This is a genomic window from Staphylococcus sp. GDX8P114P-2 (genome assembly GCF_017892945.1).
Taxonomy (GTDB): domain Bacteria; phylum Bacillota; class Bacilli; order Staphylococcales; family Staphylococcaceae; genus Staphylococcus; species Staphylococcus arlettae.
Window position 1 is genome coordinate 24,925 of sequence record NZ_JAESMB010000006.1, and the last position, 12,599, is coordinate 37,523.

At 31.2% G+C, this 12,599-nt stretch carries 13 protein-coding genes and 2 pseudogenes; 10 read left to right on the forward strand and 5 right to left on the reverse strand.

The window, feature by feature from the left end:
- Positions 1 to 612: 612 nt before the first annotated feature.
- Positions 613 to 1,350, forward strand: a pseudogene (locus tag KA845_RS02335) (tyrosine-type recombinase/integrase); the annotation flags it as partial.
- Position 1,351: 1 nt separating this feature from the next.
- Positions 1,352 to 1,717: a DUF6262 family protein gene (locus tag KA845_RS02340; RefSeq protein ID WP_000619629.1), complete on the forward strand. Its 366-nt coding sequence runs from the start codon at positions 1,352 to 1,354 to the stop codon at positions 1,715 to 1,717.
- Positions 1,718 to 1,999: 282 nt separating this feature from the next.
- Here KA845_RS02340 and KA845_RS02345 read toward each other — a convergent pair whose 3' ends face one another.
- The 3 genes from KA845_RS02345 to KA845_RS02355 all read right to left on the reverse strand — a co-directional run bounded on the left by KA845_RS02345 (position 2,000) and on the right by KA845_RS02355 (position 4,418).
- Positions 2,000 to 2,416, reverse strand: coding sequence for an NAD(P)H-dependent oxidoreductase (locus tag KA845_RS02345; RefSeq protein ID WP_031883923.1), 417 nt, complete (start codon positions 2,414 to 2,416; stop codon positions 2,000 to 2,002).
- Positions 2,417 to 2,593: 177 nt separating this feature from the next.
- Positions 2,594 to 4,021, reverse strand: coding sequence for a chloramphenicol/florfenicol efflux MFS transporter FexA (gene fexA / locus KA845_RS02350; RefSeq protein WP_165624956.1), 1,428 nt, complete (start codon positions 4,019 to 4,021; stop codon positions 2,594 to 2,596).
- 253 nt (positions 4,022 to 4,274) lie between these two features.
- Positions 4,275 to 4,418 (reverse strand): hypothetical protein, encoded by a 144-nt coding sequence (locus KA845_RS02355; protein WP_002360221.1) that lies wholly within the window; start codon positions 4,416 to 4,418, stop codon positions 4,275 to 4,277.
- Positions 4,419 to 4,868: 450 nt separating this feature from the next.
- Between KA845_RS02355 and KA845_RS02360 the strand changes: the two are divergent.
- Together KA845_RS02360 and KA845_RS02365 are read left to right on the forward strand one after the other, a co-directional pair.
- A pseudogene (locus tag KA845_RS02360) lies at positions 4,869 to 5,030 on the forward strand (JAB domain-containing protein); the annotation flags it as partial.
- 158 nt (positions 5,031 to 5,188) lie between these two features.
- Positions 5,189 to 5,437 carry a hypothetical protein gene (locus tag KA845_RS02365; RefSeq protein ID WP_031873331.1) on the forward strand — a complete coding sequence of 83 codons (249 nt, stop codon included), beginning with the start codon at positions 5,189 to 5,191 and terminating at the stop codon, positions 5,435 to 5,437.
- Positions 5,438 to 5,459: 22 nt separating this feature from the next.
- Here the strand turns inward: KA845_RS02365 and KA845_RS13000 are convergent, their stop codons facing one another.
- Positions 5,460 to 5,738 carry a YolD-like family protein gene (locus tag KA845_RS13000; RefSeq protein WP_312011765.1) on the reverse strand — a complete coding sequence of 93 codons (279 nt, stop codon included), beginning with the start codon at positions 5,736 to 5,738 and terminating at the stop codon, positions 5,460 to 5,462.
- 192 nt (positions 5,739 to 5,930) lie between these two features.
- Here KA845_RS13000 and KA845_RS02375 point away from each other — a divergent pair, with 192 nt between their 5' ends.
- From KA845_RS02375 to KA845_RS02385, 3 genes are read left to right on the forward strand one after another with little or no spacing between them, the layout of a single operon-like run.
- Positions 5,931 to 6,653, forward strand: a complete 723-nt coding sequence (locus tag KA845_RS02375) for a hypothetical protein (protein WP_165621510.1) — start codon at positions 5,931 to 5,933, stop codon at positions 6,651 to 6,653.
- Positions 6,654 to 6,672: 19 nt separating this feature from the next.
- Positions 6,673 to 7,368 carry a hypothetical protein gene (locus KA845_RS02380; protein ID WP_031905640.1) on the forward strand — a complete coding sequence of 232 codons (696 nt, stop codon included), beginning with the start codon at positions 6,673 to 6,675 and terminating at the stop codon, positions 7,366 to 7,368.
- 18 nt (positions 7,369 to 7,386) lie between these two features.
- Entirely contained in the window at positions 7,387 to 8,712 is a 1,326-nt protein-coding gene (locus KA845_RS02385) for a TcaA NTF2-like domain-containing protein (protein ID WP_095337341.1), read from the forward strand.
- A 48-nt stretch (positions 8,713 to 8,760) separates the two neighbouring features.
- Here KA845_RS02385 and KA845_RS02390 read toward each other — a convergent pair whose 3' ends face one another.
- Positions 8,761 to 9,213 (reverse strand): hypothetical protein, encoded by a 453-nt coding sequence (locus KA845_RS02390; protein ID WP_095337342.1) that lies wholly within the window; start codon positions 9,211 to 9,213, stop codon positions 8,761 to 8,763.
- Between the two features lie 479 nt (positions 9,214 to 9,692).
- On the opposite strand from KA845_RS02390, the gene KA845_RS02395 reads away from it, so the two are divergent.
- From KA845_RS02395 to KA845_RS02405, 3 genes are all read left to right on the forward strand, one after another.
- A complete protein-coding gene (locus KA845_RS02395) occupies positions 9,693 to 10,268 on the forward strand; it encodes a recombinase family protein (RefSeq protein ID WP_053023405.1) in 576 nt (191 codons plus the stop codon).
- Positions 10,268 to 10,510 (forward strand): helix-turn-helix domain-containing protein, encoded by a 243-nt coding sequence (locus KA845_RS02400; protein WP_053023404.1) that lies wholly within the window; start codon positions 10,268 to 10,270, stop codon positions 10,508 to 10,510. The genes KA845_RS02395 and KA845_RS02400 overlap by 1 nt, the downstream gene beginning before the upstream one ends.
- Positions 10,511 to 10,901: 391 nt before the next feature.
- Positions 10,902 to 12,476 (forward strand): primase C-terminal domain-containing protein, encoded by a 1,575-nt coding sequence (locus KA845_RS02405; RefSeq protein ID WP_210127775.1) that lies wholly within the window; start codon positions 10,902 to 10,904, stop codon positions 12,474 to 12,476.
- The last annotated feature ends 123 nt before the right edge of the window (positions 12,477 to 12,599 follow it).

Below are 12,599 nucleotides of genomic sequence, written 5' to 3' on the forward strand. Positions count from 1 at the left end.
ATAACTCAATTATGCTAGTATTTTCTTCAAATATGAATGGACTACTGGGTGGAAGATAATTAACTAATCTGTATTCTTCTAATTTGAAATGAATAAGTTTCAAAGTACTAAGATATAGGATTAGTCATCCATTTTTTTTAAATCAGTTTAACTAGATGTTTTGTTTGTCGAATGACAAAAAACTCTTATTTAGTATAAATGAATAGATAATCCTTCCAATAATAATTGGGAGGATTTTTTATTCTCCCTAAATACAAATGTAAGTTAATGAAATATATACTTGAAGATGTTTATGGCATTCTAAAAATGTAGTCTTTGGCAGTTAATTTATGTAGTCTCTCTAGAGAACAACTTGAAAGTATTCGGGAATGCGTTCAGCTTCATAAAACCCTCCTCAATTATATAATCTGAAACCCTCTTGCTAAGTTCTTCTTCAACTTTTTGAAAACCTTTTAATATCATTTGATTTCTCACTTTATTAGCGTTCGTAAAAGTACACTTTTACGAACACTATTTAAGTGACCCTATATAAAGAGAAAGTACCGTTCATAAACATATGAAAATAAATTGTGAACGTTCTCTAATTTACATATACTTTTACGAACGTTTCTTGATAAAATGAAGAAAGAGCATATCATTCCTATTTCTAAAGAAATTGCTGCATTGATATTAGTTCAAGAGCAAAGGGTGGCTGATGAACTCGATGATGGATGTGTATATGTGTTTCCCCGAAAAGATTGCTCACCATTGAAACAAGATACCTTTAGGGTTAAATTAAATGAACTAGCTTATGAAGAAAAGATAACGGACAGCAACGGAGAAATTTTTCGTTTTCATGCTCATGCCTTTCGGCATACAGTTGGCACTAGAATGATAAATAACGGAGTGCCACAACATATTGTCCAGAAGTTCTTGGGTCACGAATCACCGGAAATGACGGCAAGATATGCACATATTTTTGATGAAACCCTAAAGAAGGAATTTACGAAATTTAAGGAAACCTTAGTAACGAATAACGGTAGCATTCTGGATTTAAGTGAGGAAAATACTGAAGCTGACAATACAGATCTTCAATGGTTTAAAAAGAATATCAATGCACAGGCACTTCCTAATGGCTATTGTCGGTTACCAGTAATTGCAGGACCATGTCCTCACGCAAATGCATGTTTAGATTGTACGAATTTCTGTACAAGTAAACAATTTCTTACTGAACATGAAGAGCACTTAGAGCGAACTAAAGAAATACTAAATAGGGCTAAACAAAACCAATGGCAGCGTCAGGTTGAAACCAATGAACGTGTTAAAAATAGATTAGAACAGATTATTCATTCGTTAAAGGAGACGAATTAAAATGATTAGAAAAGGTAACACAACTGCCATAGTTCAGCTAGCTAAAGACAAGTCGGAGAAAACAAGAATTAGGGTTGAAAAGACAATTTCAGAGATGGCATTGAAAGAAGAGAAGATTAATTTTAATTCCGTTGCACAAAAAGCAAATGTTTCAAAGTCATGGCTTTACAAACAAAAAGATATTAGAACTAGAGTGGAGACATTAAGAGGGATGCAGATAAGTGAGTTAACCCCCCGTAAACCTAGTAAAAGCCCTCGTTCAGAGGACGTATTAATAAAAACCTTAAAAAGCCGTATAAAGGCGTTAGAAGAAGAGAATGAACGGTTAAAGGATCAAGTTCAAAAATTACATGGCAAGCTGTTTTAGCAGATTTGTGTTTCTTGGAATTTATTGGGCACTTTGAATTGGCTACCTAAAATGAAATCGCTAAAACCTTCAATAACTTCAATAGCCCATTTCCCTAAATGTGTTAAGGGGAAATGGGCTTTCTTCTAGTATTGTTGGCATGATCGCAGAAGTGTTTTATGCTCTTAAATAATACTTTTTAATATATTGCAAATACTCATTAGCACTTTTCTGTATCTCTTCGCCCTTCATATCCGAATTAGCACCGTAAAGTACAAACTCTGGTACATATTCAGCATGAATCTATGCACATAAAGATTTGAATGGTGTTAACATCTGGGTTAATGTATGCTTGTTTTTACCCATACTTGTAAATTCACCTTTTTTTACGCCAGCTGATATAGCTAATCCTAATTTTCGATTATAAAATATTCTTTTACCCTTTGATCCGTAAGCCCATCCATATATAATCACTTCATCGATCCATTTTTTTAATAATGAAGGAGAACTATACCAATATAATGGAAATTGAAAAATAATATTATCATGATTTTCAACTAATTCCTGCTCTCTTTTTACATTCATAATAAAATCAGGATACTCTCTATAAAGATCATGAATGGTAATTTCGTTTGAATAAGACGCTGCTTTTTCTACCCAAACTTTATTGATTCGAGAATTTGGCATATCTGGGTGAGAAACGATCACCAATGTTTTCATTGTTTCATCCTTAACATACTCAACTTTCGCACCAATAAAACAGTGTACGAAAGTTGAGTTACTTAAAAGTATTCTATTCTAAGAAATTCAAATTTGCGTGATTCCTAAGCTATTTATTTACAGCTTAAACTATAGAAGATGAACTAAACAATAACTAATCTTTACATAACTAAGTTATTACCCACGCTTTTTTAAACCTAATCCAGCTATTAAGGCAATGAGTATTGCCCCTGTAGCTGCAAGGAACGCATCTGAGTAGGACATAGCGTCCAATATATATAATGGATTTATCGGCTCAGTAGCATCACGTCGAGCGGATAATAATGCTCCAATCATACCTGCTCCAGTTCCTGATCCAAGGTACAAAGCACCTTGGAAAATCCCCATTCCGACACCAACCTTGTCTGCATCGAGTGCACTTACTGCGGCGTTATTTGCGGGAGAATTCGTGAATGCAAAAGCAATCCCTACTCCGAGGACCCCCACGGAAACTAACAGAGGTGAAGCACCAGATGCATAGGTGGACAAGAATAAGGTAGACAGCCCCATCAGAGTCATCCCAGTAATTATCAGACGTTTATCCCCAAATCGATCAGAAAGACGGCCAACGAAGGGAGATAAGATTGCAACAGCCACACCACCTGGCAACAATATCATTCCAGCCTGTCCAGAAGAGAGTCCATTCACCTCAACGACTAGTAATGGGACGAACATAAGAACAGCGAAATAAGCAAACATCGAAAAAAATGCAATTATGACCGTATTGACATAATCCTTGTTATTGAACAGGACAGGTGGTACAAATGGATTTTCTGCGGTAACAATTCTCCAAATAAATCCCACCAAAGCTACAACAGAACCAATTAGGCTAGTTAACGATGAGAACGAAGAAAAACCAGAAGTTTCTCCTTGAGTGATGCCAAAAAGGAGTAATCCTACTGTGAGGCCGAGGAATAAACCACCAATGAAATCAAAGTTCTTATTGCTTCCTACGGATTCTGCCGGTTTAATTGTCGGTAACGCGTAGTAGGCACCAATAACAATCATAATGGCTAACAAAAATGTGAACCAAAACAAGGCATTCCACCCTAAATATTGACCAACTACTCCACCAAATATTGGACCAGCAGCAGTTCCAACACCAATACTTCCTGCGATAATTCCCAAAGCTCCCCCACGTTTTCCTTGTGGGAAAACCTTCGAAATTGCAATGACTGATAGAACTGGAATTGCGGACATCCCAGCACCCTGAACCATTCTTCCCAAAACCAACAATGGGAGGTTCGGGGCAATTGCACATAAAAGACTACCACTTGCCAGAATCATAATGGCAAAGATATATAGCTTTCGTAACTCAAAAAAGTCTGAGATTCGACCATAAATCGGAATTCCAATCGCAAGAACAAGTGCAATACCACTAACTATCCAACTCACTTGAGATTTCGAAGCTTCTAAATCTTTGCTTATTAGTGGAAGTACGGGATTGACTGAATCAGCCGTAATTGCACCTACAAGTACAGATAGGGAGAGTACCATCATTAAAAGCCTAGTAGAACCCCTTTTTTCAGATTGAATCATTTCTTTAGATTTACTATCCTTTTTCATTTTATTTCCTCCTAAAATATATTGTGATTTTAGGAGGCTAAATCCACTGCTTTCACCATAAACCTCACCTCATATCTATTTATATTGTAAAACCAAATCAACGAACTCACCATATTTCTACAGCATGATTAAAGATTCGGTTCTCCAAACTAACTGAACTGATCAAACAAAAAAAAGGCACCAGTTTAACAACCGGTGCCTAATCATTCGTATGCATTTTTACAAATGCAATAGATTCATAAATTTTTGCCCATTATATAAAAGGAGGCAAAAAGTTTTCCGGTAGTGTTTCCATTTTTTGTTTTTGTGAAAAAGGACATACTGATCCCGTTGTACCTAAATCCCCTGAAACTTTTACATGCTTTCTAAACTCGACATTAATGAAATCAATTCCCATTACTTTTTGCCTCCTTTCTCATATTGTGATAATAACACAATAATAATTGATGAAAAAGAAATAATCAACCCTACTTTTTTGAAAACCAATTTAAAGCTTTACTACTTTTACTTACATAATAAAGGCAGGTGCAGTATAAACTTTTTTAAATAGGTCTTCTTTAACGAGCAGGTAGCGTCAGTTAAAGTAGATAATTTAAGATCGAAATCATATTATAGATATTCCGAAATTGGGCGTGATTGTTGCAGGTCAAAAGCTTAATTCCTCGATAAAATAAAAAGGAATTAGTTTTTTTATTTGTGGTACATTCTTCTGACCGTAATCAATTGTCATCTAATAATGACATTGTATTTTTTCATTTGATTTAACACGTTAAATATATGTTCTTAAAGTAAAAACATTGATGTTAATGGATTTTTAGTAATTTACTCTTGATAAGACCCGACGCCATCAGTCAACGATATTATGGTTGGCAAGAGATTAAAGCTTATAGGGGAATTGCTAAGTATTGATGTATTAGATAGTTTAGTAGTAAGTAATAACAATTATACAAGTTTAGAAGAACTAGAGTTATTAGAAACAGAACTCAATATAAATGATTTATTAGAATAATTGGTATGAGCCAAGCCCCCCAAAAAACGGGGGCGGGCGCTCGTCCAGTTTGTATATTATGCAGTTCCGCCCGACGATAAAAACCAATCGTCGAACTACACCGCATAATATACAAACTGACCTCGCGCCCGCCCCGTACTATAAAAGGAGTGTTAAATATGATGTATTTAAAAACACGTTATATAACATTAAATGATTTAAAACAATTAGGAATTGCAGATAAACACGGCTTAATAGACTATCAAGAATTTAATAAATTAAAGTTAGAAAATAAAGACAAAGGAGTTAATTTGAAAATGGGTACAAACAACATATTTGAAAGAGGTATAAATGTCATAGACAATAGCCCGATTTACTACAACGGAAAGCGTTACGATAATAAAATTGATATAATTGAAGGAAACTAACGATAAGGCTGTTAGTTAATCCTTATTCAATATTATAAATATCAGTTAATTTTACAGGCATTAAAACATCATCAGTATAAATATATAAAACACTATCTAATGTATCGACTTTGTGTATTATACCTTGAACACTTTTTATATAGCCATTAGCAAAATATTGAATTTTGGCTAAAGTATTATCAATCATTTTACTAGCCAATGTATCATTTATATTTTCTATTTGGTCTTCACTAAGTAACGGCTTTTCAATTTTATTTGGGTCTTGAATGTACTGTTCTAATCTTTCGTATTGTTCGGGGATAGTGGCCCCTTTGTAGCCATTTTTTCATTCCTCGACCTTGTGGGATATTAGGGTTTAAATACTCACGGGGTATTTTTCTATAATCTGTTTCATTAGCATATTTTTCAGGGATCATTTGCAACACCTCAATTCAATTATAGAACATACGTTCTGTTTTTGGAAGTAGTTTTTTAGCATAGAAAGGGTTTTTAAATGAAAAAAGATTATGATACTAAATTATGGTATGAAGTTGATGTTAGCAATTTTGATGTAAAAAAAGAATTGCAGAATATTGATTTGTATAAACATGAGTACGTTAAACTAATTAATGATAAATGGATAGACGTACTAGACAAAATATATAGAAGTATAGGAGATTTTGGAGAAAGTCCACAAGATACTTTACAGACATTTTCAGTATATAGAGGTAATACAGCAGGAAATAAGTATATTTATGACATAGGGTTTAATGTTGATTTGGCAAGAGATTTAATAAAAAAGACTAATAGAAAACCATTGAAAGCGCCAAACGGTACTTTTAATGATGGAATACACATTAACTATACAGAAAGGGAAAACCCTTATACTTTAACACCAAATGAACCAATAATTTTAATTCCTGATTTAGTAACATCAACAGAAGCAAGATTTAAAGAAATATACGATATACCAACATCATTATTAGTATTAGATGGCAATAATAGAGTTACTTTGATGAAAAAAGATAACCAACCCTATATACACTGTTATTACGTTTCATTAGATGAACTATTAGAAAATAAAGTGTTTTTGACTGAATTTGATAGTGCTGTTTATTGTCAGATGGCCGATTTGGTTTATATATTAAAACATATAGATGAACCTAACATTAATGAAATAGCAAAGTTGTATTACAATCAAAGTTATTTAGTAAATCACTTTAGCAAATATATATAACAAAAGGGGAATAAAAAACATGATAAATACAAAAACATATGAAGATATTAAAAATGAATTAGTAAAAGCAATACTAACTGATTATGAACAATATAAAAACGCACTTGAAAATTTTCAAAGTAAAATAAAGCAGGGTCATAGTTTATATATAGTTAGCACTAGAAAGCCAATTAGTGAACATGGTTCAGCTAAAAGATCAGTTATGTATGCTAATAAAACACTTACTGAAGATGAAAATTTAGTTAGAATGTTAGGAAATTTAAGTGAAAGATTTAGATATATTAATAACTATAGAAGGGCTTTCAGTTTGGTTAAAGAGCGTAGAAGTAAATTGATTGCAAACGTTAAGGAGTTAGTAAGCTTTAATAAAATAACGAAAGAAAAATTTTCAGAAAAAAATGATGCAACCACAATTTTCAAACCTATAGAAACAAATGCAGTTAATAAGCATTTGGATATATATTTTAGAAGTATTGAAATGGCTAAAAGCCATATTGATAATTATTTAGAAAATAATTATGAGCTTGATTTGAACGAAATAGCAATAAAAGAAGACGGTATTTATAGCATAAATAATGATAGGCTAGAGAAAAATGAAAAAGACTTTTTTGAAGAAACTATGAAGGCTATTAAGTATGATATGGAACAAGTAAAAGTAATTGAAAATCAAAAAGATAGTGAAAATTATCTGAAGTATTGTTTATTGTTTAAATAATGCTAAAGGGCTGAAAATATGGAAAATGAAAACCAGGAGTTTAAACGATCAGAAAAGGCTGAAAACAAGCAAAGCAAGCTGAAAATAATATCTGTAATTGTGAGTATTTTATTATTACTGTGCATTATAGGGGCAATTGTATATTTTGTTTTATCGAATAATGCAAAAGCGCAACTAGATGATTTTGAAGAAGCTGTTCAATCTAAAGACTATAAAGCAGTATCTAAAACATTAACTTCTAAAGATGTTAAAGTTACTCATGCAGAAGCTAAACAATTTGTAGATTACATGGCCAAGAAAGACAACCGTAACAAATTCAAAAAAGAAATGAACAACATTAAAAACAATATTAAAAATAGTGAAAGTAACACGGTTGATTTTGGCTATATAACAGACAAGCAGGAACGAAAGCTGATAGAAATAACTATGAATGGGAACAAGTTTATATTTATTGATAGATTGGCTTTTAAGCCTATATTTCATGATGTATATATAGAAAATAATTCATATTCAAATGCTAAATATGAATTTAATAATGTTGAAGATAAAAAGCAAATTATTACAGCGCCTAAAAATAAAACAACAAATATTGGTAAGTTTTTTGTAGGTAAATATGATATAGAAGCCCAAAAAATTTATGATGATGATAATTCATTGATTAAAGGCAAGGTTAAGGGCAATATTCGATTTGATACAGATAATCTAAATAGTGATAAAAAAATCATTGCACATGCTAGTTTTAAAGAAGCAAATTTTAAAGTAAATTTAATTAACAATGAAAAAGTAGATGACGATATTAAGCTTTATATCAATGATAAGCCGATTGAGTATGAAAAAAATAAAGTGTACGGTGCATATCCAGTAAATAAACCTTTAAAAGTTTATGCTAAAGGTAAAATAAGCGATAAAGCATTTAAAACTAATACAGTAACTATAAAGGACGATCAGGGGGCAGAACCTCAAAATATAAGTTTGAAATTTAATGAAGATACTATTAATGACTATTTAAAGAGTATCAAAGATATTGAACTAGGCGCGAAATCGTTTATGGAAGACTATACTAAAGATTTGAATAAAGCCTATAAAGAAAGTGATTATAAGTTTATAGATAAATATATTGAAAGTAACAGTGATTTATCACAATATATGCGGTCAATGGTTGAAAGCAAGAAGAAAAACCAATACAGACGACCTGAATTTGAAAGCGTTAATTATCAAGATGGAAAAGTTAATGTCATTTTGAAAAAGGAAAATCAGAATAAAGATAGCATAAAATCTAAATATGTACTGAAGTATAATAAATCAGATGAAAGTTATAAAATACAAAGTTATGAAGATATATAAAAAATGCCATCTGTTTAATTACAGATGGTGTTTTTTTATATATAAATATTAAAATTTGTCACTGGATAGAACTTTGAGTTGAAGTGTGACCCAAAAATTGAAAATTGCAGATATTATTACGATTAGTGCTAAATGACAAATTAGCATTAAGATTATCAAAATTAAAGCACCCGATCCCGTCATAAAATAATTACACACGGCGATAACGGCACAACCCAAAACCGTAAATATTGTACAAATAATGAATAAAAAAATGGTTATACGTTTGTTAAAAACTTCTTTGACATTTACATTTTTGTAGATCTTATTTGATGAAATGAAAGCTGTAGGAAATAGAAATATACAGATTTCAAAGAAAATATTTACATCAAATTGAAAATGATGATTGTGAAGGGCAATGTTTCTTAAAGTTAGTAATAACCAAAATACAACGATAGATAAATACGCTTCTTTATTTAATAAATTTTGTGTAACTGCTTGAGAAATTTGTTTGTTATTCATCTTACACACCTCCTTATATATAGTGTAAAGTAATACTGTGATACTAAGATAGGACAACTTCTAATTTTTTTAAAAAATTATAGTGTCATATAATTTGATATTTCAAAGTACATATAGTTTGTTTTAAAAAACAAATTATAAGCTAGTCAAAAACGATCGGTTTTGACAAGGGTATGACATTAGAAAATAATACATTTCAATAAATAAAATAATTTAATAAAAAATACGCTTGAATAATTGCTATATATAAGGGTTAAAGACTTATAGAACTGAATAAATTCTATAAGCCTTTAACTATATTCGTACTTGGTCAAAACATGTGTTAAAATCAAAGTGTCAAAACTAAAGGTAAAAAGGGTTTTTGACCAAGCTGAGAGAAGCCCTCAGACGCCGCGAAAAAATATTTTGAAGCCCATTATACGTAAACGCGCACACAATCGTTCATATTAAAGCTATTTATAAAGGAAGTAGGCGATATTTTGGCTAAAATAGGCTATGCAAGAGTTTCAACGATCAGTCAAAGTTTAGAAACACAAATTAACTTATTAAAAGCTGAAGGTTGTATTAAAATATTTTCTGAAAAAGTGAGTGGCAAGAAAACAAATAGAAGTAAATTAGATGAGTGCTTAAAATATTTAAGGGAAGATGATGTATTAGTTGTGACTAAAATTGATAGATTAGGGCGCACAACTAAACAATTAATAAATTTAGCAAGTTGGCTACAAGAACATAATATAGAATTAAAAATATTAGATGGAAACTTTAATATGAATAGTCCACTAGGAAAAATGATATTTACCGTAATGAGTGGCTTTGCAGAATTGGAAACAGATTTAAATAGAGAAAGAACCCTTGAAGGTTTAAACGAAGCGAAAGCTAGAGGAAGAAAAGGCGGGCGTCCAGGCGTTACTGAAGATGTAAAAAATTATGTTATGTATCTATACAATAATACAGAGTTATCAGGTAATGAAATCGCAAATAAAACGGGAGTAAGTAGATCAACAGTTTATCGAATAAAACGGGATTTTGAAAATAGTAAGGGGGCTAATAGTTAATGAATGAAGACTTAATACTGGCGTTATGCGGGAAATTGAAAGATTTGAGAAAAGAACGAAAATTACAACAGAATGAAGTAGCAAAAAATATAGGTATTAATTATGCAACTTTAAGTAAAATTGAAGGTAAGAAAATTGAAACAGTACCGCTTAGAACTATATGTAAGTTATTAACTTATTATGATATGACTTTATATGATTTTATAGTTCAAAATGAAGATATAACTAATAATGAATATTAATTTGGGGATATTTGCAAATATATTAAAAATGTTTGCAATCGTCAATATAGAAGTTTATACTAAAATTAATCAAAAAAAAGATATGAAAAAAGACCACGTGCAAAGTTAAAGTGCGACCAACACTTTTAACTTCTAGCGCTTGAAACGTTACAACCACTAACGTATACAAACGGTTTTCGGGTCTTCTTCCATACCTTATATTTTAGGTAATTTTTTTGGTTTTTCTTATACCTAAATTATAGGGGCATGAGAGAAGAAAGTAAAGAAAAAGACGCTACTTTTCTACTTTTCCACTTCGCTACTCGACTACTTTAAAAGTATATGGACGTCTAAACAAAGACTGGTAACGCTTACAAGCGTTACCAGTCTTTTTGTTTAGGAGGTGCAGGCAATGCTAAATATTAATAAAATTTATGATTTTATATTACATGGAAGTATAGAAAAGTATAAATTTAAAAATTCTAAAGCTACAGATTTAGAAAAAGCTAATTTTAAGGCTACACAAGCCCAAAATTGGAGATCAGCACGTATTGCTGTCACACCTAACAAAGATACATTAATAGACGGTTTAGGTTTAATTATTGCTTCAGAAGAAGCTTTAGTTCAATATGGTCATAAATTTAGCCATTGGACGCCTAACCCTTATAATTATCTAAGCAAAGAAAAAGCTAATATAGCAGATGTTAATACGTATAAAGTATTAAACAGAACAAAAGACAATGTAAAACAAATCAATACATTTGTTTTAGATGTTGATGAAGATATTGAATACAATGAATTAGTTCAAAGCTTAGCTTCAGCGCATATCAATGAAGGTGCTGAAATGCCTAATTTATATGTAAAGACGCCTAGAGGTTGGCATTTGTATTTTGTATTAGATACACCGTTCTATGCTAAAGGTATAGAAAAGAAAGCTATAAAAGTAGCTGAAAAAGTACATAGTAGCTTAGCACATGCAATTTCTAAATATTTACCAGTCGATAATCAATGTGTATCTACTGGCTATTTCAGATTGCCTACAAAAGATAATGTACAGTTATTTACAAATCAATACTGTTCAAAATCTTATATGGTGCGCTGGAGTAAAGAGTATTCAGAAAAGAACAATTTAAATCAGAACGTACTTTATAAGAGTATAGCCAATGGCCAAGAATTAACGCCTGAATGGGTTGATTATTTGTTAAAAGAAGCAGATGTTACTTCATTTGGATATGGCGTTGGTAGAAATAACGCAATGTTTTCAGTAGCGTTATATTATTATTCTAAAAATATAGATATAAAAGAAGCAGAAAGTAATATCTATGCTTTTAATAATCGCTTAAATAAGCCTTTATCACATAAAGAAGTTGAAAGAGTAATTAAAAGTGCTTATAGCGGTCGTTATAGTGGCGCAATGCGTGAACATGTAGAAAACCTTTTAGAAGCTTTTAGTGATGGCCAAATTGCATATAGCAATAGTGGTGTAAGTATCAATGGCTTTTGGAAACATAAAAAAGAGCGTAAAGATCGTGTTAGAAGCCATTTTGACGAACGTAAAGACGATTTAGAAAGATATTTAAATGAACATACAAACAAGCAGAAAGTGTTTGTTAAAGGCTCAATGAGTGCTATTGCTAAAAAGTTAGGCATGGCTAGATCATCTTTATATGCAATTTTTGAAAAGCATATAAACAAAGGAACTATTATCAAATACACAATTAAAAACGGTAGATATTCAGAAACTTTCATTGCTTTAAAAAGCGTGTATATTGAAAGTTTATTTGAGATGGTTAAAAGTATTAAAAACAAAAAAGAAAGCTATATAACGGCTATAAGATACCTTGTAAGCAGTGAAAGAAATACACATAGTTTAATGGTACAAAATAATGGTTTGATGAAAGAAATAGAAAATACACTCACTTATATAGATCGGCATACTCAGTATATAGAAGGTAATGAAATTCTTTATGAACGGTTTATTAGTTAAATTTTAATTGTCCAATGTGCCATTACATATATAAGGGTGTTTGTGTGTTGCTGTAAATAATATATATAAGTGAGTAGTTAAGTAGTTATGTAGAATAATAGAAAAAGACATAAGTAGTATATT